At 73.5% G+C, this 21,819-nt stretch carries 19 protein-coding genes and 2 tRNA genes; 14 read left to right on the top strand and 7 right to left on the bottom strand.

Annotation, left to right across the window (positions count from 1 at the left end; translation table 11 throughout):
• The first annotated feature begins 83 nt into the window (after nt 1-83).
• Nucleotides 84-1,904, top strand: coding sequence for a glutamine--fructose-6-phosphate transaminase (isomerizing) (gene glmS, locus ACFZCD_RS24420; RefSeq protein WP_391834258.1), 1,821 nt, complete (start codon nt 84-86; stop codon nt 1,902-1,904).
• A 321-nt stretch (nt 1,905-2,225) separates the two neighbouring features.
• Here glmS and ACFZCD_RS24415 read toward each other — a convergent pair whose 3' ends face one another.
• Nucleotides 2,226-2,747 (bottom strand): universal stress protein, encoded by a 522-nt coding sequence (locus tag ACFZCD_RS24415; protein WP_030369762.1) that lies wholly within the window; start codon nt 2,745-2,747, stop codon nt 2,226-2,228.
• 379 nt (nt 2,748-3,126) lie between these two features.
• Here ACFZCD_RS24415 and ACFZCD_RS24410 point away from each other — a divergent pair, with 379 nt between their 5' ends.
• From ACFZCD_RS24410 to ACFZCD_RS24385, 6 genes are all read left to right on the top strand, one after another.
• The gene (locus ACFZCD_RS24410; protein ID WP_391834256.1) at nt 3,127-3,459 is read left to right on the top strand and encodes a hypothetical protein; all 333 of its coding nucleotides are present in this window, start codon (nt 3,127-3,129) and stop codon (nt 3,457-3,459) included.
• 414 nt (nt 3,460-3,873) lie between these two features.
• Nucleotides 3,874-5,247, top strand: a complete 1,374-nt coding sequence (locus ACFZCD_RS24405) for a helix-turn-helix domain-containing protein (RefSeq protein WP_391834254.1) — start codon at nt 3,874-3,876, stop codon at nt 5,245-5,247.
• 5 nt (nt 5,248-5,252) lie between these two features.
• Nucleotides 5,253-5,858, top strand: a complete 606-nt coding sequence (gene orn, locus ACFZCD_RS24400; protein WP_391834252.1) for an oligoribonuclease — start codon at nt 5,253-5,255, stop codon at nt 5,856-5,858.
• A 107-nt stretch (nt 5,859-5,965) separates the two neighbouring features.
• Nucleotides 5,966-6,038, top strand: a tRNA-His gene (locus ACFZCD_RS24395).
• A 270-nt stretch (nt 6,039-6,308) separates the two neighbouring features.
• Nucleotides 6,309-6,755 carry a hypothetical protein gene (locus tag ACFZCD_RS24390; protein ID WP_391834250.1) on the top strand — a complete coding sequence of 149 codons (447 nt, stop codon included), beginning with the start codon at nt 6,309-6,311 and terminating at the stop codon, nt 6,753-6,755.
• Nucleotides 6,756-6,768: 13 nt separating this feature from the next.
• The gene (locus tag ACFZCD_RS24385) at nt 6,769-7,656 is read left to right on the top strand and encodes a spermidine synthase (RefSeq protein ID WP_391834830.1); all 888 of its coding nucleotides are present in this window, start codon (nt 6,769-6,771) and stop codon (nt 7,654-7,656) included.
• A 10-nt stretch (nt 7,657-7,666) separates the two neighbouring features.
• On the opposite strand, the gene ACFZCD_RS24380 is transcribed toward ACFZCD_RS24385, so the two are convergent.
• The 5 genes from ACFZCD_RS24380 to ACFZCD_RS24360 form a co-directional block, all read right to left on the bottom strand.
• A complete protein-coding gene (locus ACFZCD_RS24380) occupies nt 7,667-9,055 on the bottom strand; it encodes a GH1 family beta-glucosidase (protein ID WP_391834248.1) in 1,389 nt (462 codons plus the stop codon).
• Nucleotides 9,056-9,084: 29 nt separating this feature from the next.
• On the bottom strand, nt 9,085-10,056 hold the full coding sequence (locus ACFZCD_RS24375) for a carbohydrate ABC transporter permease (RefSeq protein WP_391834247.1): 972 nt from the start codon (nt 10,054-10,056) through the stop codon (nt 9,085-9,087).
• Between the two features lie 9 nt (nt 10,057-10,065).
• Nucleotides 10,066-11,058: a carbohydrate ABC transporter permease gene (locus tag ACFZCD_RS24370; RefSeq protein WP_391834245.1), complete on the bottom strand. Its 993-nt coding sequence runs from the start codon at nt 11,056-11,058 to the stop codon at nt 10,066-10,068.
• A complete protein-coding gene (locus tag ACFZCD_RS24365; RefSeq protein ID WP_391834243.1) occupies nt 11,055-12,371 on the bottom strand; it encodes an ABC transporter substrate-binding protein in 1,317 nt (438 codons plus the stop codon). Before ACFZCD_RS24365 ends, ACFZCD_RS24370 begins: the two co-directional genes overlap by 4 nt.
• Before the next feature lie 223 nt (nt 12,372-12,594).
• Nucleotides 12,595-13,188, bottom strand: coding sequence for a histidine phosphatase family protein (locus ACFZCD_RS24360; protein WP_391834241.1), 594 nt, complete (start codon nt 13,186-13,188; stop codon nt 12,595-12,597).
• A gap of 338 nt (nt 13,189-13,526) precedes the next feature.
• Between ACFZCD_RS24360 and ACFZCD_RS24355 the strand changes: the two genes are divergently transcribed.
• The 7 genes from ACFZCD_RS24355 to ACFZCD_RS24325 all read left to right on the top strand — a co-directional run bounded on the left by ACFZCD_RS24355 (nt 13,527) and on the right by ACFZCD_RS24325 (nt 20,224).
• Nucleotides 13,527-14,516 (top strand): phosphatase PAP2 family protein, encoded by a 990-nt coding sequence (locus ACFZCD_RS24355; protein ID WP_391834239.1) that lies wholly within the window; start codon nt 13,527-13,529, stop codon nt 14,514-14,516.
• Nucleotides 14,431-15,687, top strand: a complete 1,257-nt coding sequence (locus ACFZCD_RS24350; RefSeq protein WP_391834237.1) for a hypothetical protein — start codon at nt 14,431-14,433, stop codon at nt 15,685-15,687. The genes ACFZCD_RS24355 and ACFZCD_RS24350 overlap by 86 nt, the downstream gene beginning before the upstream one ends.
• On the top strand, nt 15,678-17,219 hold the full coding sequence (locus ACFZCD_RS24345) for a hypothetical protein (RefSeq protein WP_391834235.1): 1,542 nt from the start codon (nt 15,678-15,680) through the stop codon (nt 17,217-17,219). The genes ACFZCD_RS24350 and ACFZCD_RS24345 overlap by 10 nt, the downstream gene beginning before the upstream one ends.
• A gap of 65 nt (nt 17,220-17,284) precedes the next feature.
• Nucleotides 17,285-18,640, top strand: coding sequence for an AAA domain-containing protein (locus tag ACFZCD_RS24340; protein ID WP_391834828.1), 1,356 nt, complete (start codon nt 17,285-17,287; stop codon nt 18,638-18,640).
• A 150-nt stretch (nt 18,641-18,790) separates the two neighbouring features.
• Complete coding sequence (locus ACFZCD_RS24335; RefSeq protein ID WP_391834233.1) at nt 18,791-19,159, top strand: hypothetical protein; 369 nt, start codon at nt 18,791-18,793, stop codon at nt 19,157-19,159.
• A 219-nt stretch (nt 19,160-19,378) separates the two neighbouring features.
• Nucleotides 19,379-20,011, top strand: a complete 633-nt coding sequence (locus ACFZCD_RS24330) for a hypothetical protein (protein ID WP_391834231.1) — start codon at nt 19,379-19,381, stop codon at nt 20,009-20,011.
• 139 nt (nt 20,012-20,150) lie between these two features.
• Nucleotides 20,151-20,224 (top strand) — tRNA-Lys (locus ACFZCD_RS24325).
• A 118-nt stretch (nt 20,225-20,342) separates the two neighbouring features.
• Here the strand turns inward: ACFZCD_RS24325 and ACFZCD_RS24320 are convergent.
• Complete coding sequence (locus tag ACFZCD_RS24320) at nt 20,343-21,566, bottom strand: M6 family metalloprotease domain-containing protein (RefSeq protein WP_391834826.1); 1,224 nt, start codon at nt 21,564-21,566, stop codon at nt 20,343-20,345.
• Nucleotides 21,567-21,819: the final 253 nt, after the last annotated feature.

Below are 21,819 nucleotides of genomic sequence, written 5' to 3'. Positions count from 1 at the left end.
GGGGGGGGCCCCCCCCCCCCCCCCCCCCCCCGCCACTGCCGCCCCACGGGCACCACTGATCATTTCTCTGGGAGGGTCACCACATGTGTGGAATCGTCGGATACATCGGTAAGCGCGATGTCGCACCGCTGCTGCTGGAGGGTCTGCAGCGGCTGGAGTACCGCGGATACGACTCCGCGGGCATCGCGCTGCACGCCGGCGGCAAGACCGGTGGCCTGAAGTCCGCCAAGGCCAAGGGCCGTGTGCGCGAGCTGGAGTCCCGCCTCCCCAAGCGCTTCAACGGCACCACCGGCATCGCCCACACCCGCTGGGCCACCCACGGCGCGCCGAACGACGTCAACGCCCACCCGCACCTGGACGCGGAGGAGAAGGTCGCCGTCGTCCACAACGGCATCATCGACAACGCCGCCGACCTGCGCACCCGGCTGACGGCCGAGGGCTTCGTCTTCGTCTCCGACACCGACACCGAGGTGCTCGCCCACCTCATCGCCCGCTCCGAGGCCGCCACGCTGGAGGAGAAGGTCCGCGAGGCCGTCCGCCACATCGAGGGCACCTACGGCATCGCCGTCCTGCACGCCGACTTCCCGGACCGCATCGTCGTCGCCCGCAACGGCTCCCCCGTCGTGCTGGGCATAGGCGAGAAGGAGATGTTCGTCTCCTCCGACGTCGCCGCCCTGGTCAGCCACACCCGCCAGGTCGTCACCCTCGACGACGGCGAGATGGCCACCCTCAAGGCCGACGACTACCGCACGTACACCACCGAGGGCTCCCGCACCTCCGCCCAGCCGACCACCGTCGAGTGGGAGGCCGAGTCGTACGACATGGGCGGCCACGACACGTACATGCACAAGGAGATCCACGAGCAGGCCGACGCCGTGGACCGCGCGCTGCGCGGCCGCATCGACGACCGCTTCTCCACCGTGCACCTGGGCGGCCTGAACCTCGACGCCCGCGACGCCCGCGCCGTGCGCCGCGTCAAGATCCTCGGCTGCGGCACCTCGTACCACGCCGGCCAGATCGGCGCCCAGATGATCGAGGAGCTGGCCCGCATCCCCGCGGACGCCGAGCCGGCCTCCGAGTTCCGCTACCGCAACCCGGTCGTGGACCCCGACACCCTCTACATCGCCGTCTCGCAGTCCGGCGAGACCTACGACGTGCTCGCCGCCGTCCAGGAGCTCAAGCGCAAGGGCGCCCGCGTCCTCGGCCTGGTCAACGTGGTCGGCTCGGCGATCGCCCGCGAGACCGACGGCGGCATCTACGTGCACGCCGGCCCCGAGGTCTGCGTGGTCTCCACCAAGTGCTTCACCAACATGGTGGTCTCCTTCGGCCTGCTCGCCCTGCACCTGGGCCGCACCCGCGACCTGTCCGTCGCCGACGGCAAGCGGATCATCGAGGGCCTGCGCAAGCTCCCCGCGCAGATCGAGGAGATCCTCGCGAACGAGGCGCAGATCGAGGAGCTGGCCAAGGAGTACGCCGAGGCCAAGTCGATGATGTTCATCGGCCGCGTCCGGGGCTACCCGGTGGCCCGCGAGGCCTCGCTGAAGCTCAAGGAGGTCTCGTACATCCACGCCGAGGCCTACCCCGCCTCCGAGCTCAAGCACGGTCCGCTGGCCCTGATCGAGCCCGCCATGCCGACGGTCGCGATCGTCCCGGACGACGAGCTGCTGGAGAAGAACCGCGCCGCGCTGGAGGAGATCAAGGCCCGCAGCGGCCGCATCCTCGCCGTCGCGCACCAGGTCCAGGAGAAGGCCGACCACACGATCGTCGTGCCGAAGAACGAGGACGAGCTGGACGCCATCCTCATGGGCATCCCGCTGCAGCTCTTCGCCTACTACACGGCCAAGGCCATGGGCCGCGACATCGACAAGCCGCGCAACCTGGCGAAGTCCGTCACCGTCGAGTAGCACCCGCCGGGCCCGCCCTCCGGCGGGCCCCCTCGGAGCTCTCGTACCTGTCCGCACCTGTCCGCGACAGGTCCGAGAGGAACGGCCTTCCCGCACGTGCCACCACGCGCGCGGGAAGGCCGCTTTCCCATGCGCCGGCGTTCGCCCTCGCGCCGGCGGGGATGCCGCCGCTTCCGGGAACCGTCACCTCCCGTACGGCAGCACGCCATCGGGCGGTTCCTACCCGCCCGCGCGGCGCGATCCACCCCCTACGCGCGGGTAGATTCACGGGCCGTCAAGTACGGGGCAGGAGTCATCACTCCTGCAGGGTGAGGAAACCGGCTACGGAATAACGACGACGGGCCGCTGGGCCCGCCGGGCCAGCCGGCCCGCTACCGAGCCGAAGATCCGGCCGACCAGGCCGTGCGTCGAGCCGACGACGATCGCATCGGCCGCGTACTCCCGGCCGACCTCCTCGAGCTCGTGGCAGATGTCGCCGCCGCGCTCGACGAGGATCCACGGGACCTCCGACAGATAGTCCGCGCAGGCCAGTTCCAGGCCCAGGACCTCGGTGCGGTGGTCGGGGACGTCCACGAAGACCGGCGGCTCGCAGCCCGCCCAGACGGTGGTCGGCAGCCGGTTGGCCACATGGACGATGATCAGGCCGGAGCCGGAGCGCCGGGCCATCCCGATTGCATACGCAAGCGCTCGCTCGCTGGACGTGGAGCCGTCGAAGCCCACCACGACGCCGTGCTGGAACGCCGGATCGCAGGAATGGCGTGTTTCTTCCGCCGCTTCGGGGTGCGCCGCGTGATCGGCGACCCGCTTGCGGTCCGCAGGTTCGGAGAATTCGTGACCGGCCATCGGTATCTCGGCGAAGGGTGTCCTCGGGCGGAGGGAGATCGGCGGTTGCTCCCCCGGGGTCGGATCTTGGAGGCAAAATCCGTCCGGGATTCATCTTTTCAATCACTTACCCACCAGGGTACGGCGACACTCGCCGCCTGCCCAGGGGCCGGCCGGCGCCCCGGAGCCCCGGGTCGCACGGGCGCGGCACGCGGTGCCCGCCCGGACCGCCGGTGGGTCGGGTGGCGGGCGGGCGTTCCCCGGAGCATGCACGAGGGCGGCGCGTAGCGCAATGCCCCGGCCGCGCTCCGGGCGTACTCCCGATGCGCTCGGCGCAGTGACCGAGGGCCCCGGCCGGGCGTTGTACCACCGCCAGCCCGCCGCCCCCAGGGAGCGCCCCGTGCCCGGAACCCGCGACCACGCCCGCGCCGACGCCCCGCCGCAGGACTCCCCCGATCCGGTGAGCGACGTGGTCCGCTGGGCGGCCTTCAGCTGCGTGCTCGTCCCCGTGACCCTGCTGATCTGCGGTCAGTCCTTCGGCGGCGCGGCGGGCACCGCGGCCGGGCTCGTGGCCGTCACCTGCGCCTGCCGCGCCCTGCTGCGGCAGTCCGAGCGCAGTGCCGCCAGGGCCCTCGCGGAGCAGACCGTCCCGCACCGCGGCCGGCACGGCCGGACCGGCTCGGGGACGCACCGCGGCGGGCGCCATCAGAGCGGCGCCGCACCCCTCGACTGAGGCCTCCGGAGGCGGCCGGACAGAGGGCTGGACGAGGGCTGTTTGACACTTTCGCACACCTGGACCCACCACTTTTCAGCCAACTTGAGTCCGAACCCCGCACCTTGGCTTGAGAGGCCCCTAACAGCCGGTCGACCAGCAAGGGAAGGACCGCGGAGGGCGGTTGCACCCTACGGGGATTGGGCATGGGCGAGAGGCGTACTTTTCACCGAGGCCTGCAAGTGCAACGCTTCGTGATCGAACGCTTCGCGCCAAGTTGCCATGTCGACATAGAGCCGGGTGGTGAACTGGTCACCGCGTCTCCATTCGACGCAGTAGATTCGATCTTGGCCATGACCGGCGGGGGAACCGTTCAGGACCGAGGGGAAACGTGCAGGACCGAGAGGACTCGACCGCCGAGGGGGGCTTAGCGCCATGAGCCAGGACTCCACGACCGTACCGGAGACCACGCGCAAGCTCTCCGGACGCCGCCGCCGGGAGATCGTCGCAGTGCTGCTTTTCAGCGGCGGCCCCATCTTCGAAAGCTCCATTCCGCTCTCCGTGTTCGGCATCGACCGACAGGACGCCGGAGTCCCTCGCTACCGCTTGCTGGTGTGCGCGGGCGAGGATGTGCCATTGCGAACAACCGGCGGCCTGGAATTGACCGCACCGTACGGCCTGGAGGCACTCTCCCGGGCCGGCACCGTCGTCGTACCGGCCTGGCGGTCGATCACCCAGCCGCCGCCCGCAGCCGCACTCGACGCACTGCGCCGTGCCCACGAGGAGGGCGCCCGCATCGTCGGGCTGTGCACCGGGGCCTTCGTACTGGCCGCGGCGGGACTGCTCGACGGCAGGCCCGCCACCACCCACTGGATGTACGCGCCCACGCTCGCCAAGCGCTATCCGTCGGTCCACGTGGACCCGCGGGAGCTCTTCGTGGACGACGGTGACGTACTGACTTCCGCGGGCACCGCGGCAGGCATCGACCTGTGCCTGCACATCGTCCGCACCGACCACGGAGCCGACGCGGCCGGGGCGCTGGCCCGCCGGCTCGTCGTCCCGCCGCGCCGCAGCGGCGGGCAGGAGCGCTACCTCGACCGGTCTTTACCGGAGGAGATCGGCGCCGACCCGCTCGCCGAGGTCGTCGCCTGGGCGCTGGAGCACCTCCACGAGCAGTTCGACGTGGAGACGCTCGCCGCGCGCGCGTACATGTCCCGCCGGACCTTCGACCGGCGGTTCCGCTCGCTCACCGGGAGCGCGCCCCTGCAGTGGCTGATCACCCAGCGGGTGCTCCAGGCACAGCGGCTGCTGGAGACCTCCGACTATTCGGTGGACGAGGTCGCCGGCCGCTGCGGGTTCCGCTCCCCGGTGGCGCTGCGCGGGCACTTCCGGCGGCAGCTGGGGTCCTCCCCCGCCGCCTACCGGGCCGCGTACCGCGCGCGCAGGCCCCAGAGCGGCTCGGCCGACCGCCCCGAGCGGGCCGAGCGCGAGGGGCGTACGGAGCGGGAGCGTCCGGATCGGTTCGACCGGGCGGAGCTCGGCGAGCAGCGGACCGGCGAGCCGTCGGTGATGGCGCTCCGCCGGGCTGCCATGGCTCCGGCCCATGCCGCCTCCGGGGGCGGCGGTGTCCTCGGTGGTCCGCCGCCACCGCACGGAGGACACCCGGGCCACGGCCCGCACGGCGCCCATCAGGGCGTACCGGGCGGACATAGCGGTGGATACGGGGTGAATGCCACGGATTCGGGCAAGCCGGAATCGGACCTCTACACCCCACGCCTGCCCGGCCAGCGGGAACGCCCCGTAGGGTGAGGAACATGAACGATCGCATGGTGTGGATCGACTGCGAGATGACCGGGCTCTCGCTGTCGTCCGACGCGCTCATCGAGGTGGCCGCCCTGGTGACCGACTCGGAGCTGAACATCCTCGGCGACGGCGTGGACATCGTCGTCCGCCCGCCCGCCGAGGCCCTCGTCACCATGCCCGAGGTGGTGCGCCAGATGCACACGGCCTCCGGGCTGCTCGCGGAGCTGGACCAGGGCACCACCCTCGAGGACGCCGAGCAGCAGGTCCTCGCCTACGTCCGCGAGCACGTCCCGGAGCCGGGCAAGGCCCCGCTGTGCGGCAACTCGGTCGGCACCGACCGCGGTTTCCTCGCGCGGGACATGCCGGCCCTGGAGTCCCACCTGCACTACCGGATCGTCGACGTGTCGTCGGTGAAGGAGCTGGCCCGCCGCTGGTATCCGCGGGCCTACTTCTCCAGCCCCAAGAAGAACGGCAACCACCGCGCGCTCGCCGACATCCGGGAATCGATCGCCGAACTCCGTTATTACCGTGAGGCGATCTTCGTGCCGCAGCCCGGTCCGGACTCGGACACGGCGAAGGCCATCGCGGCCAAACACGTCCTGCCTGCTCAGGGATAGTGACGCAGCTCGCTCCCGGCTCGGCGAAAGCTGGGAGCGAGCACCCCTCCGGACCGTGTAAGCTTTTTCTCGGCCGGTGGGAAACACACCACAAGTCACCGGTCATGGTGGGTATAGCTCAGCTGGTAGAGCACCTGGTTGTGGTCCAGGATGTCGCGGGTTCGAGTCCCGTTACTCACCCTGGCGAAGGGCCCCGGTCCGCGGAAGCGGACCGGGGCCCTTGTCGTACGCCCGGCAGCCGGCGCGCCGCTTCCCCTGTTCGGCCCCCTCCCTGACCCCCCGTTCGGCTACGGACCGGATGGCTCACCCCCGGTCCGCCGTGAAGTGCCATCCTTTGTGACGGCATGTGCCCGTTGCCGTTGACGCCTCTCGCGCGTTGAACCCGTCGAGCACGCTCGACGCGGAGCGTAGTGGCAGGCGGAGGAGGGGTTTCCCTTGGTGGAGGCCGGAGTGGACAGCAGCAGCTCGCGGACGACGGCCCTGCACCAGCCGCGTCAGGACCGCAGCCCTTCACCGTGCGCACCCCAGGCACCGGGCCTCGCCCCCGACGCCGGCCCGTGCGATCTGGTCACCGTGCCCGCCCGGCAGGGCCTGGAGGCCGTCGACATCCTCCGGCTGCGCGACGGCGTCGGTCCCGTCCTGCACGACGGCGAGTGCGACACGCTCGGCTTCCTGGTGCCTGCCGGCACCGCCGCCGCCTGGGACGTGCCGGGCAGCGCCTGCACCCAGACCCACGGCCGGGGGCTCCGCGCCGTCCCCGACGGGCCGGTCCTCACCGGCGCCGGCTGGCTCGTCGCCCCGGAGGCGGCCTTCTCCTCGGCCACGGACCCGGCGGTGCTGCGCGCCGCCCTCGGCGAGGCCGCCCGGACGATCGCCGCGGTCGACCGCTGCCGCTAGCCCCCGCCCGCCCCTGGGCGATACTTGCCGGGTGGGCAAGGTCAGGAAGAAGCAAGGGCGCGGCCGCGCCGCCGAACCGGTCGCGGAGCAGGTCGCCGGCGGGCGCGCCGAGCTCGTGCCCGACCGGGACCGCCCCCGGGGGTTCACCCTGCTGATCGACGGCGCGCCGCAGTCCCACGTCGATCTCGACGACCCCTCCTACCTGGACTTCGCCTACCAGCGCAGGCTCGGTCACATCGCCGACCTCGTCGCGCCGCCCGGCAAGCCCGTCCAGGCCCTCCACCTGGGCGGCGGCGCCTTCACCCTCGCCCGGTACGTCGCCGCGACGCGGCCCCGCTCGACCCAGCAGATCGTGGAGATCGACGAGCCGCTCGTCCGGTTCGTACGGCGCGAGCTGCCGCTGGACAGCGGCTGGCGGATCCGGGTGCGGGGCTGCGACGCGCGCGAGGGGCTGGCCAAGGTGCCCGACGGCTGGGCCGACCTGATCATCGCGGACGTCTTCAGCGGCGCCCGCACGCCCGCGCACCTGACCAGTGCCGAGTTCGCGGCCGAGGTGCGGCGCGCGCTGCGGCCGGGCGGCTTCTACGCGGCGAACCTCGCGGACGGCCCGCCGCTGGCCTATGTGAAGTCCCAGATCGCGACGGTGGGCACCGTCTTTCCGGAGCTCTGCCTGACCGCCGACCCGGCCGTGCTGCGCGGGCGGCGCTTCGGCAACGCGGTGCTGCTCGCCTCCGACCACGCGCTGCCGGTCGCCGAGCTGACGCGCAGGGCCGCGTCCGACCCCCACCAGGGGCGGGTCGAACACGGCAGGGCGCTGGCGGACTTCACGGGCGGCGCGGCGCCGGTCACGGACGCGAGCGCCCGGCCGTCGCCGGAGCCGCCGCCGTCGGTCTTCGAGTGACGCCGGGCCGCTAGTACGGGGGCAGCTGGCCCGTCCGGGCGACCTGGGAGTACCAGCGGGCGCTGGACTTGAGGGTGCGGGTCTGGGTGGCGTAGTCGACGTGGACCGCGCCGAAGCGCTTGCTGTAGCCGTGGGCCCATTCGAAGTTGTCGAGCAGCGACCAGAGGAAGTAGCCGCGGACGTCGGCGCCGTCGGCGATCGCCCGCCGGACGGCGTCCAGGTGGGCGTGCAGGAAGGCGATGCGCTCGGGGTCGTGCACCGTGCCGTCGCCGTCGGGCTTGTCGTCGTAGGCGGCGCCGTTCTCGGTGACCACCAGGGGCAGGCCGGGGACCTCCCGGGCGAAGCGCACCAGCAGGTCGTAGAGGCCGGTGGGGTCGACGGACCAGTCCATGGCCGTCCGCTTGCCGGGCGGGCGGTGGAAGGCGACGCCGGCGGCGCCGGGCCACGGCGAGGGCTCCGGGGCCTCTCCGGCGGGGCCGTTGTCAGTGGCGGCTGCTACTACTGCGGGGGTGTAGTAGTTGATGCCCAGCGAGTCGAGGGGGTGCTTGATGACGCCCGGATCGCCGTCGTGCACGAACGACCAGTCCGTGATGCCCGCCGTGTCGGCGAGCAGGTCCTCGGGGTATGCGCCATGCAGCATGGGCCCCGTGAAGATACGGGTGGCCAGGGCGTCGATGCGCCGCTGGGCGTCGAGGTCCTGCGGGGCGTCGGTGAAGGCCCGCACGACACCGGGGTTGAGGGTGACCGAAACCTGCGCGTGGGAGGGCAGGGCCGCGCGGAGGGCCTGCGCGCCCAGGCCGTGGGCGAGGTTGAGGTGGTGGGCGGCGCGCAGGGCGGCGAGGTCGTCGGTGCGGCCGGGGGCGTGCACGCCGGAGGCGTAGCCCAGGAAGGCGCTGCACCAGGGCTCGTTGAGGGTGGTCCACATCTCGACGCGGTCGCCGAGGGCCTCGGCGACGAGGTGGGCGTAGTCGGCGAAGCGGTGGGCGGTGCCGCGCTCGGGCCAGCCGCCCGCCGTCTCCAGCTCCTGCGGCAGGTCCCAGTGGTAGAGGGTCAGGACGGGCCGGATGCCGTGCTCGAGGAGGTCGTCGACGAGGGCGCGGTAGAAGTCCAGGCCCGGCTGGTTGGGGTGGCCGCGTCCGCCGGGCTGGACGCGCGGCCAGGAGACGGAGAAGCGGTAGGCGCCGATGCCGAGGTCCGCCATCAGGCGGACGTCGTCGCGGCGGCGGTGGTAGTGGTCGGTGGCCGTGTCGCCGGTGTCGCCGCCGAGGGTCCTGCCGGGGGTGTGGGAGAAGGTGTCCCAGATGGAGGGGGTGCGGCCGTCCTCGCGGGGCGCGCCCTCGATCTGGTAGGCGGCGGTGGCGGTGCCCCAGAGGAAGCCTGGCGGGAAGTTCACGGTCATCGGGTCTCCCGGGAAGAGGGGGGCGGGCGTCAGCCCTTGACGGCACCCCGCATGATGCCGCCGACGATCTGTTTGCCGAAGAGGGTGAAGGCGAGCAGCAGCGGCAGGGTGCCCAGCAGCGCACCGGCCATGATCACGGCCTGGTCGGGGACGTAGCCGCGGCCGAGGCCGGTGAGGGCCACCTGGACGGTCGGGTTCTCCTGGGTGAGGGCGATGATCGGCCAGAAGAAGTCGTTCCAGGCCTGGACGAAGGAGAGCATGGCGAGCACGGCCATCGCGGGCCGGGCGACGGGGAAGACGACGTGCCAGATGATGCGCAGGCTGCTGGCGCCGTCGACGCGGGCGGCCTCGACGAGCTCGCCGGGGAGCGCCTCCAGCAAGTACTGCCGCATGAAGAAGACGCCGAAGGCGCTGACGAGGGTGGGCAGGACCACGGACTGAAGCTGGTTGGTCCATTTGAGCTCGGCGATCACCATGAACAGGGGGACGACGCTGAGCTGCGGCGGGACCATCATCGTGCCGATGGTCAGGAGCAGCAGCGCACCGCTGAAGCGGAACTTGAGCTTGGCGAAGGCGAAGCCGGCGACGGTGCAGAAGAGCACGGTGCCGACGGCGACGGTGCCGGCGACGAGCAGGCTGTTGAGGAGCGCGAGGCCCATGTTGGCCTCGGTCCAGGCGGTGGCGGCGTTCTCGGCGAGCCGGGTGCCGAACCAGAAGGGCGGCGGGGTCTTCGCCAGGCGCATGTTGTCGCGGGAGGCGGTGACGGCCGTCCAGAGGAGGGGGAAGAGCGAGCCGGCGGTGAAGAGGCCGAGGACGGCGTAGGTGAGGGGGCCGGCGTGCAGTTGCCGGCCGGCCCGGGTGCGGGCCGTGGCGGACGGGGCCCGGTTCCGCCGCCGGCCCGGGGGCCGGAGCCGGCGCAGGAGGTCCTTGCGGGACGGGGGCCGCCGCTGGGGCCCGGGCCCTTCGGGCCCCGGTCGTCGTCCGGTCGCGGTGATGGTCACGGCAGCCCCTCAGTGGCTCTTCCTCAGCCGCCGCGCGATCAGCATGTTGGCCGCGGCGATCAGCAACAGGATCAGGAACATCGTCCAGGCGACGGCGGAGGCGCGCCCGAGGTGGAAGTTGAACCAGCCCTGTTCGTAGAGGTAGAGGCCGAGGGTCTGGAACTGGTGCGAGGCGCCGCCCTTCTGGCCGCCCGCCCCGCCGAAGAGCAGGGGTTCGCCGAAGAGCTGGGTGGCGCCGATGGTGGAGACGACGACGGTGAACAGGATGGTGGGCCGCAGGGCAGGCACGGTCACGTAGCGGAACTGCTGCCGGCGGGTGGCGCCGTCCAGGGCGGCCGACTCGTACAGCTCGTCGGGCACGGCCTGCATGGCGGCGAGGTAGATCAGGGCGTTGTAGCCCGTCCACCGCCAGATGACGATGGAGGAGACGGCGATCTGGGAGGACCAGGTGCCGTTCTGCCAGTCGACGGGGCCGATGCCGAAGGCGTCGAGGGCCCAGTTGACCATGCCGTAGTCGCGGCCGTAGAGGAGGACGAAGACGAGGGTGGCGGCGGCGACGGAGGTGGCGTACGGGGTGAGGAGGGCGACGCGCCAGAAGGTGGCGGCGCGCAGCCGGTAGTGCAGGAGGTGGGCGAGGCCGAGCGCCATCAGCAGCTGGGGGACGGTGGACAGGACGCCGATGGTGAAGGTGTTGTACAGGGCGTTCCAGAAGAAGGCGTCGTCCAGCAGCCGGACGTAGTTGTGCAGGCCGACCCACTCCATGTGGTCCGGCGCGGCCAGCTCCACCCGGTGCAGGGAGGCCCAGCCGGTGTAGACGAGCGGGAAGAGGCCGAAGGCGCCGAAGAAGAGGAAGAACGGCGCGACGAAGGCGTAGGGGCTGTAGCGCACGTCCCAGCGGTAGAGGCGGCTGCGCCAGGGGCTTGGGGCGGCTCTGCCCCGGGTGCGGGGCGGGCGGGGCACGGGCGCCCCGGCCTCTTCGAGGGCCCGGGCCGTGGCCGTCATGTGTCCACCACGTTCTCGATCTCCTTCTGTGCCGCCTTCCAGCCGGCCTGGGGGGACTTGCCCTGCTGCTCGACCTGGGGGATGCCGATGTCGGTGAAGGCGGTGCCGATCTGCTGTTCCTTCGGGCCGATGACGAGGGTGGGGATGGAGCGGGCGGCGGCGGAGAAGATCCGGCCGGTGGGGGCGTCGCAGAAGTAGGGGTTGCGGGCGTCCCGGACGAGGGGCAGGGCGTAGGAGGCGGGGGTGGAGGGGATGCTGGCCTGCCGGCCGAAGAGCTTGGCCTGCTGCTCGGGGGCGGTGAGCCAGAGGGCGAGGGCGGTGGCCGCGGCGCGGTGCCGGGCGGCCTTGGGGACGGCGATGAAGGAGCCGCCCCAGTTGGCGGGGCGGGGGGCGGCGGCCACGTCCCACTTGTTCCGGCCGGCGTCGCCGGCCTTCTCCTTGATGTAGCCGAGCATCCAGGGCGGGCAGGCGACGGAGGCGAAGCGGCCGTTGGCGTAGGCCTGGTCCCAGGCCTTCTCGAACTGCTTGAGGCGGGCGGTCAGTCCGCCCTGGGCGGCCTGCATGGCCAGGTCCCAGGACTCCTTGACGGCGGGGCTGGTGCGGTAGACGGGCCGGCCGCGGTGGTCGTAGTAGCGCTCGGAGTGGGCGTGCACGGAGGCGTTGTAGATGCCGGCGGCCGAGTCGGTGAAGACGGTGCCGGCGGGGGCGTTGGCCATGTACCGCTTGCCGGTGTCGATGTACTTCTGCCAGTCGCCGGCCCAGAGGCGGCCCACGCTCTCGCGGTCGGTGGGCAGCCCGGCCTTGGCGAAGAGGTCCTTGCGGTAGCAGACGGCGATGGGGCCGATGTCCGTGCCGAGGCCGATGGTGCGGCCGTCCCGGGTGGTGGCCTGCGCCCACTTCCAGGGCAGCCAGTCGCTCCGGTTGACGCCGTCGGTGCGGGCGAAGTCGACGAAGCGGTCGGCCTGGGTGGTGACGAGCTCGTTGATGTTGCCCGTCTCGACGGCCTGGATGTCGGCGAGGCCGCCGCCGGCCGCGAGGTGGGTGAGGAGCTGCGGGTAGTAGGCGTCGTTCCGCTCGATCACGCTCTCTTTGATCGTGACCTCGGGGTGCAGCCGTTCGTACTCGGCGTAGAGGCCGGCCTGTTTGTAGCCGAAGACACCGAAGGTGCCGACGGTGACCGTGGTGCTGCGGCCGGTGCCGCCGGTGCCGTCCGGTCCGGTCCGGGCGTCCTCGGCGCAGGCGGCGAAGAGGATCGCGGCGAGCGTGGCGGCGATCCCGACGGCCGCCTCGCGGCGCCGCGAGGCCCGGCTCACGGCTGCGGGGTGGTGTGCCCGGGGCGGCCCGTTCCCGTCACGCTGTCAGGTGCCATCGCTCACGCCCTTTCCTCCGGTGCCGCGGCTCGCCGGAGCAGCGCAGCGGCACGCGCCCGTTCCGGGATCCGATCATTCCCTCGGATGAGGCGATCATCGCCCCGGCCACGCCCTCCTCACCCGTAGGAGGGAGCTCGCGCGGGGGCGCCCGGGTGGGACGGGGGCGTCAGGCGAGGTGGCCGGTGTCGTTCCAGCGTTCGAGCGCCGGGGCCCCGTAGGCCCAGCCGAGGACGGACAGCGAGGTGGGGTCGAGGCGGATGCGCGAGCCGAAGAAGAGGTCCTCGCCCATCCAGCGGGCGGCGATGGAGCGCAGGATGTGGCCGTGGGCGAAGACCAGCACGTCGCGGTCGGCGGAGCGGGCCCACTCGACGACCTCGTCGGCGCGGGCGCTGACCTCCGCGAGGGTCTCGCCGCCGGGGACGCCGTCGCGCCAGATCAGCCAGCCGGGGCGCTCGGCCTTGATCTCGGCGGGGGTCATGCCCTCGTAGGCGCCGTAGTCCCACTCCATCAGAGCGTCCCAGGCGGTGGCCCGGCCGCCGAAGCCGGCCAGCTCGCAGGTCTCGTGGGCGCGCACCAGGGGGCTGGTGCGGACCTCGGTGTCCGGCAGGCCGTCCCAGGGGGCGCGGTGCAGCCGCTCGCCCAGCAGCTTGGCTCCGCGCCGGCCCTCGTCGAGGAGCGGGATGTCCGTGCGGCCGGTGTGCTTGCCGGACAGCGACCACTCGGTCTGTCCGTGCCGGGCCAGCAGGATCCGCGGTGCCATGAAGCGCCCCTTCACGTCTTCGGTGATTTTTCCAACAGAACTCATCGCAGATCGCTGCGCCGCTCAAAACATTTCGAAAGGACAGCGATAGAGCGGCGGCAGAAACGATCTGCTCGTCCTCCATCATCGCTCACCCCGCCTGGCGCGTTCCTCACACCCGTCCCAGGCAACCCCGGCCGCAATGTCGACGTCTCCCTCCCCGCACCCGTCCGGGCCGCGGAACAGCGGGCGAACTCGGCGTTTCCGGGAAGTCGCGGGGCGGTGTGCGATCGATGCGACGTACACCGTACGGTTGCATGCGCGCTTGTCGGCCGACGGATCAAATGGAGAGCGTACGGATGTACCGCACCGCACCGCTTGGGAAGCGGCCACGCTGGTGGACCGAGCTGCCGCTGATCGCCGTGGTGTACGGGCTGTACTCCGCCGGCCGGCTGCTGGTCCGGGGCAGTGTGCAGCCCGCCGTCGATCACGGCCTGGCGATTCTCGATCTTGAGAAAACGTTCCGAATAAACTTCGAGCACCCGCTCAACCGGCTGTTCACCGACCACCCGGCCATCGGCATACCCGCCGACTTCGCCTACGCGTCGCTGCACTATCTGCTCACGCCCGCGCTCCTCGTCTGGCTCTTCCGGCGCCGCCCGGCCGCGTACCGCCTCCAGCGCACCTGGCTGATGATCTCCACCCTCATCGGCCTCGTCGGTTTCACCCTGCTGCCCACCTGCCCGCCCCGGCTCCTCGACGCCGGCCAGGGCTTCGTCGACACGATGGCCCAGTACGGCTCCTACGGCTGGTGGGGCGGCGACGCGAGCGCCCCCCGCGGCCTCGGCGGGATGACCAACCAGTACGCCGCGATGCCGAGCCTCCACGTCGGCTGGGCCCTGTGGTGCGGCGTCGTCCTCTGGCGCCACGGGCGCACCGCCTGGGCCAAGGCCGCCGGAGTGGTCTACCCGCTCGCCATCGCCCTCGTCGTGATGGGCACCGCCAACCACTACTTCCTCGACGCCGTCGCGGGCGCCGCCGTCATGGTCGCGGGCCTGCTGCTCGCCCGGCCCGCGCTACGGCTCGTGGACCTGGTCAGGAGCCGCCTGTCCGGCGCGGGACGCGGGGAAAGCGCCGGGACGCCCGCGTATGTCAGTGGCGGATGCGAGACTTCGGCGGGTACAGCGCTTCCCCGGGCCGCGGTCTCCGGCTCCGCCGCCGGAGACGGCCGTCCGGGAGCGCCGCAGCGACCTTTCGAGGCGGATGCCAGTGACCAGATCCCCCGACAGCCGGCGCACGGCGCCGCCGGCGAAAGCCGCTCCGGCGGCACTGCGGCAGCGGCTCGCTGAGCTGCGCGGGCCGGGCAGCGCACAGCGCCCGCTCGACGCCCGCGCCCTCGCGGCCCTCGCCGCCAACCCCGGCTGCCGCCGCCGGGTCCTGCTGGACGGCGCCGGAGTCGACAAGTCCGCACTGGCCCGGGCCCTCGGCGCGCCGGCCGCCTTCGGCCAGTCGCAGTTCGCCATCGCGCGCGGCCACTCCTTCGAGGCCCGCGCCAAGGCCGGTGGCGGCACGGAGCTCGTCCGGCTGCTCCACGAGCGGCTGCGCGACGGCACCCCGGCCCCCGCGCCCGGCTCCGTCGACGTGCCGGACCTGACCGCCGGCGGCCCCGAGGGCCGCACCGCCCGGACGGCGCTCGCCCTGCGCGAGGCGACGGCCGCCGGCCGCTGGGCGCTCCTCGACCACCCGCTGCTCGCCCTCCCGGTGGCCGGCGCGCCCGCCTTCCTGGAGCCCGACGCCGTGGTGGTCCACCCGGACGGGACGTGGACGGTCGTGGAGATCAAGTCCTTCCCCGTGATCGACGGCGCGGCCGACCCCGGCAAGGTGGGCGCCGCCGCCCGGCAGGCCGCCGTGTACGTCCTGGCGCTGGAGGAGCTCGCGGCCCGGATCCCCGGCGGGGACCCCGCGCGCGTGCGCCACGAGATCCTGCTGGTCTGCCCGAAGGACTTCGCCAACGTCCCGGTCGCCGAGCTCGTCGACGTCCGCAAGCCGCGCGCCACCACCCGCCGCCAGCTCACCCGCCTCGCCCGCGTCGAGGACATCGCCGCGGAGCTGCCCGCCGGCACCACCTTCGACCTGTGCCTCGCCGACGACGGCACAACGGCCCGCCGGCCCGCCGAAGAGCTCGCCGCCGCCGTCGAAGCCGTCGAAGCGGCCTACGCACCGGAGTGCCTGGCCGCCTGCGAGCTGGCCTTCCACTGCCGCGCCCGCGCCCGGGCCGAGGGATCGGTGGCCGCCCTGGGCCGCGGGCTGCGCGGGGAGCTGGGCGGGCTGACGACCGTCGAGTCCGTTCTCGCCGCCGCGGCGGGAGGGCCCTGCGACGGGGACCTGCCCGGCGAGGCCGGGGTCCCCGGCCCCACCGTCGCCGCCCTGCGCCGGGCCGCGGCCCTCCGCGCGGAGGCCCTGGCCGCTGCTCGTACGACCCCTGACGCCCGCACGGGAGCGGAGGCCGCATGTCGCTGATCACGACGCTCGCCCGCATGGAGGCCGTGCGGGACGGCCGGGCGCGGCCCCTCACGACCGTGCGCCACCGGCATCTGTCCGAACGGCCGCTGGTGTTCGTCCCGCTCACCACCGCCGGCGAGGCGGGCGCCCCGCTCGGCGCGCTCGTCGGCACCGACCGCGAGCGGCCCCGGCTGCTGACCGTGCCGCAGCCGCGCGACCGGGACCTGCGCTCCGCGTTCCTCGCCGCGCTGGCCGAGGAGATGCTCCCGTACGTCGAGGGCTTCGCCGACGACGTCACCCCGGAGGAGCGCAAGGAGACCGACCCGGAGACCGGCAAGAAGGTGACGGTCCAGGTCGAGCTGTGCGCAGGGGCGCCCCAGCTGCTGGTGCCGAGCCCGGCGGGCGTCGCGTACGTCCGGCTGCTCGGGCGCTCCATGCGGTTCCGCCGCACGGCCGAGCAGGATCCCGAGACGCCTCACCCCGCTCCCCCGCGCGTGCCGCTCCTCGGCCGCTGGCTGACGCACTTCGGCGAGCGCGCCCGGGTGCCCGGCTCGTCGCTGCTGCTGTCGATGACGCAGCTCCTCGGCCGCCACTGGGCGACGGGCCAGAGCAACCTGGAGGACCAGCACCTGGGGGCGCTGCTCGCCTGGATCGACCCGCCGGAGGGGCTGACGGGCGCGGAGGCGGCGCTGCGCGCGGAGCTCGCGCGGGACGCGGCCGGGCAGCTGCTGGTCCCGCCCGCGGGCCCGGCCACCGACCCGGCGTTCGACAACAGGCTCCTGGCGCCGGCCGTCGCGCGCTACGACGCGGGGCTGCCGGGCGCCGGAGAGGAGGTCGCCGAGCTCCTGGAGGCGCAGTTGCGCCCCACGTGGGAGGCGGTCTGGCGCGGCGTCGATCTGCTGCGGGCGCTGCCCGAGGGGGAGCGGGCCGGCGAGCGGTGGAAGCGGGACCGCTGGTCGTACACCGCGCACCGGGACCGCGTCCGGGCCGGCGAGCCCCCGCAGCCCCGGCGGGACGACGCGGTGACGGCCGCCCGCAAGCTCGCGGCGCGGGAGGCGGCCCAGGCACAGCTGGAGGCACAGGAAGCGCTGGACGATCCGCTGGTGATGGCCGGGCGGCGGCTGGCGGGCGAGGCGTTCGCGGGGGAGGTCACCGAAGTGGTGATGGAGTACACGGAGGCGAAGGTGCCGCGGCCCAGGCCGCTGGTCACGGTGCGGACGGACGACAGCCCGTATCTGGCCGAGGGGGTGCGGGTGCACCGCGTCCTGCCGGACGGGAAGTCGCAGCCGGCGGAGTTCGCGGGGCACGTGCCGGGCGAGCCGGGGGTGCTGACGGTGCGTCTGACGGGCGGCATGGGCCGGGGCAAGGTGCCCGAGCCCGGTTCGGTGCCGGAGAAGGGGGACCACGTGTGCTGGACGCTCTTCGAGCACGCCCCCCGCGGCGGCCCCGAGCTGCCGGACCCGGAGCGGACGCCCTGGACGCACGGCGGGCCGCCCGGCGAGCCGGTGGCCGAGCTGCCCGACGCGGTGACCACGGAGGACCTGCTGTGAGGACGCCCACGGTGCACGCAGAGAACGCGGCGAACGCAGCGAATTCGGCGAACGCGGAGGAGGTGCTGCCCCCGCAGCGCGACGGGGCCCGGGACCCGGGCGCGGCCGCCGAGGAGGTCACGCGCAGGATCCTGCACGACACCCTGCACAGCCCGGAGCGCGGCGTCGTGGTCGACTCGCCGCCGGGCGCGGGCAAGTCGACGCTCGTCGTCCGGGCCGCGCGGGAGCTGGCCGCGGCCGGCCGCCCGCTGATGATCGTCGCCCAGACCAACGCCCAGGTGGACGACCTGGTGCTGCGGCTGGCCGCGAAGGACCCCGAGCTGCCGGTGGGGCGCCTGCACAGCAGCGACGCCAGCCCGTACGACCGGGCGCTCGACGGCCTGCCGTCGGTGGTGACCTCGGCGAAGGCCGCGGACCTCGCGGGGCTTCCGGTCGTGGTGTCCACGGCCGCCAAGTGGGCGCACACGAAGGTCGGCGAGCCGTGGGGTCACGCGATCGTGGACGAGGCCTACCAGATGCGGTCGGACGCCCTGCTCGCCGTGGCCGGGCTGTTCGAGCGGGCGCTCTTCGTGGGCGACCCCGGGCAGCTGGACCCGTTCAGCGTGGTCGGGGCCGACGGCGTCGCGCAGTGGGCCGGGCTGTCGTACGACCCGTCGGCGAGCGCGGTGAGCACCCTGCTCGCCCACAACCCGCGCCTGCCGCAGCACCGGCTGCCGGTGTCCTGGCGGCTGCCCGCGTCCGCCGCCCCGCTGGTCTCCGCCGCCTTCTACCCGTACACGCCCTTCCGCAGCGGCACGGACCACGGCGACCGGCGGCTGACCTTCGGCGTGGCGTCGGACGGCTCCGGCCCGGACCGGGTGCTGGACGAGGCGGCCGTCGCGGGCTGGGGCCTGCTGGAGCTCCCCGCCCGGCACACGCCGCGCACGGACCCGGAGGCGGTCGGCGCGGTCGCGCACGTGGTGCGGCGGCTGCTGGACCGGGGCGGGGTCACCGTCAGCGAGACGGCGCCGGAGCCGGTGCCGCTGACGGCCGCCCGGATCGCGGTCGGCACGGCCCACCGCGACCAGGCCGCGGCGGTGCGGGCGGCCCTGGCGGGCCTGGGCGTGCAGGGCGTCACGGTGGACACGGCCAACCGGCTGCAGGGCCGGGAGTTCGACGTCACGGTCGTCCTCCACCCGCTGTCGGGCCGCCCGGACGCGACGGCCTTCCACCTGGAGACGGGCCGCCTGTGCGTGCTGGCCTCGCGGCACCGGCACGCGTGCGTGGTGGTGTGCCGGGCGGGCGTGGACCGCCTGCTGGACGAGCATCCGTCGACGGAGCCGGTGCAGCTGGGGGTGACGATGAAGTTCCCGGACGGCTGGGAGGCCAACCACGCGGTTCTGGCCCACCTGAACGAGCACCGGGTGGCCTGGCGGCCGTGAGGAGGGCGACCGGCCCCGCCGGAAGGCGACCCGTCCCCCCGTGGGACGACAGTCCCACGCCACCCCAAGCGCAGAGGACGGCCACCCGGCGGCACCCTTGCGGCGCGCAGGACAATGGATGGCGGTGCAGACGATCCTGGAGGTATGTACATGTCCGAGCCGCAGTCGGCTCCCGACGCGGGCCCGAGTGAGCGACCGCGCCGTCTGAAGCCCGCGCAGCTGCTCTTCGAGCCCCCGGAGGCGGTCGCCGACCCCGAGCACTTCTTCGACCTGGAGTCGATCGAGGACCCCCGTGAGCTGCTGGCCCGTTCCACGGAGCTCGCGCTGGCCTTCCGTGCCGCGGCCGACCGGGCGACCGAGTTCCAGGCCCTGGCGGCGGCCCAGCTCGCCGACCCCCGGCGCTTCGACCGGCTCTCCACGGCCGTGATCGCCGAGCGCGCCGAGTGGAGCGAGGACTACGCGAAGAAGATGGTCGATTTCGGCCGCGACCTGATGCGCGGCGGCGGGACCGGCGAGTGAGCGACCGGCGCCCCGTGGGGCGCACCGCATCGCCGGCCCAGGGGCACCTCGCACCCCGGACGGCCCGTGGTCACCACCGGGACCACGGGCCGTCGGCGACCCGCGGCACCATGAGCCGTTGGCATATGCGACGCGAAAAATAGCGCACCGCACCCCGCCCTGTCCCGACTTCCGCAACTACCCGGATCCGCGGCGGCCGCTCCGCTGAGCATGGGCGCCATGACCTCTCGGCAGTACGACCCGCGCGATCCGTTCACCCGGCGCCCCGGCGCCCCCGGGACCCCCTCCCGGTCCCCCCTCGCCACCAGCTACGTGACCCTCGCCGGGGCCGACTGGCTCGCCTCGGCCAGCCCCTTCCCCCGGAGCGTGCACGCCCTGTGGATCGACTGCCCGGCCGGCCCGGTGGTGCTGCCGTGCGGCGTCGCGTTCGACGTGGTCAGCGCGCCCGCCCTGTTCGGCCGCCGGATGCTGGACCGGTTATGGGAGAAGGGGCCGGGCTCCGGGCCGGTCGCCGCCCAGCGCGGCCGGCTGGAGCTCTTCGCGGCCCCCGGCACCGCCCAGCGCCTGCCCGCGCTGCTCGGCTGGGAGGAGTGGGCGCGCGCGATGCCCCCGCTGCTGTGCCACGGCACGGGTGACACGGTGACCATCCCTCCGCTCTACCCCCCGGGCCCCGAGGAGCCCGCGCCGCCCGCCTCCCGCTGGGTGGTCGCCCCGGAGGTGCGGCATCCGTGGCTGCCGGATGCGGAGGCGCTGCTGTGGGCGTGTGTGCGGGTGGCGCGCGCGGCGGCCGGCGCGCCGCTGGCCGAGCCGCCCCGCCGCCCGGCGCACCGCACGCCCGAGCCCGCCCTGTGACCCACTCCACTGCCCTCGCCCCACTGCCCCCGCCCTGCCGCCCCACCCCGCTGACCTGCGCAAGCCCGCCCTCAGCCCGCTGAAACATACGGATTTTCGTTCCACCCGATCAGGGTGCTAGAGTCTTCTCTGTCAGCAGGCGCCGCTAGCTCAGTTGGTTAGAGCAGCTGACTCTTAATCAGCGGGTCCGGGGTTCGAGTCCCTGGCGGCGCACAGACAGTCGAAGGGCCTCACCGTCAGGTGAGGCCCTTCTTCGTGTCTCCGTGCCCGACGCTTCTCCGTGCCCGACGCTTCTCCATGTCCGGCGCGTCTCCGTGTCCGGGCCCGGTTTTCACGCCCGGCTCACCCCCACCGTCCACGACCCGCCGGCCGTCCGCCCCCGTACGGTCACCCGCACCCCGTCCGTCTCCGAGGTAAGGGACTCCCCCACCCCCAATGGCGCGTCGGCCAGCGGCGGGTAGACGGACTCGCCCCAGCAGGCCTGGTGGCCCGGGTGCCCGTCGAGGACCTGTACCGGCCCGCCGCCCGACGGCGTGTCGCTGTGGACGCGGTAGACGAGGACACCTTCCGTGCAGGCGCCGCTGTCGTTGCCGGTGGCGGAGCGCGCCTCCAGGGCGAGGGCGGTGGTGGTGCCCGTACGGATCACGACCAGGCGGGTGCGTCCGTCGCCGCCCGGCTGCATCGGCGTCTCCAGCGGCTGGAGCGTGTAGAGGGCGCGGCTGGGGCCGCGGGCGCAGGCCACCTGGGAGGGGGCGAGCCAGCCGAGTTTCCACTTGTGCCAGGCGAAGGGGTCGGAGGCGAGGCCGAACTGGCTGCCCATGAGGTCCCAGTCGCCGACGTGGGTGTCCCAGTCGCCCTTGCCGTCGGTGGGCCGGTGGTAGAGGTCGGGCAGGTCCAGGACGTGCCCGGTCTCGTGGGCGAGGACGTTGCGGTCGGGCGGGTGGTGCTCGAAGACGGTGACGACGCGGCGCAGCTGGGCGCCGTCGGCCTGCAGCGGCCGGTCGAGGTTGACGACCTTGGTGGCGTCGGAGTCGACGCCGGGCGCGTCGGGGTCGGCGACGAGGTAGACGAGGTCGTAGCGGCTGAAGTCCACGCCGGGGTCGGCGGCGGCGACGGCGTCGCGCAGGTAGTCGGAGCGCCGGTCGCCGTCCCAGTCGCGCTGTATCCGGTACGAGGTGGCGGACCGGGGCATCCTGAACCACCGCTTCACGGCGTGGGCGCGCAGCGAGAACCGCCCGTAGGAGGCTCGTTCGAAGAAGCGGGAGGTGGCGGGGAAGTGGTCGGCCGCGAGCTTGTCCGGCGGCACCGAGGGCTTGGAGTCCGGGAAGGACAGGAAGATCATGACGGCGTCGAGCCGGCCCACGGGCCGTGGGTAGGCGGGGTTCCAGCTGTCGAGCCCTTCGGAGTGGTGGGCCTGGCTGCGCGGGAGCGCACAGGGGCCGCCGGGCCCCACGGCCTGCGCGGGGATCGCGACGAGCGTGGTCGCCGCGATGGCGCACAGCACGGTGAGGACGGCCCCGACGCGGCGGAGCAGCCGCGGCCGGTCCACTCCCATGGGTGTCTGCGGACGCACCACGTCGACCTCCCGGGACGGATTCGGGACACCTCATCCACCCTCAGTGGATTTGTGGTGTTATGCCCTATTCCGCTGCTCCGGTCGAGTGACTAGGCCGACTTCTGGGTACATCACACTCAGTCACTGACGGTCAATCGAGATGGTGTGGCACTACAGGCTCAGGCACGAGCGCGCACGGTCGTGCAGAAGTGGACAACCCGGGGTCGGCGGCCCGGCCTCCCTCGTGAGGGCC

The sequence above is a fragment of the Streptomyces sp. NPDC008001 genome, assembly GCF_042958085.1.
In the GTDB taxonomy this organism is placed as follows: domain Bacteria; phylum Actinomycetota; class Actinomycetes; order Streptomycetales; family Streptomycetaceae; genus Streptomyces.
The sequence above is the reverse complement of the archived record's forward strand: the minus strand, read 5'-3'. Positions and strand labels throughout refer to the sequence as shown.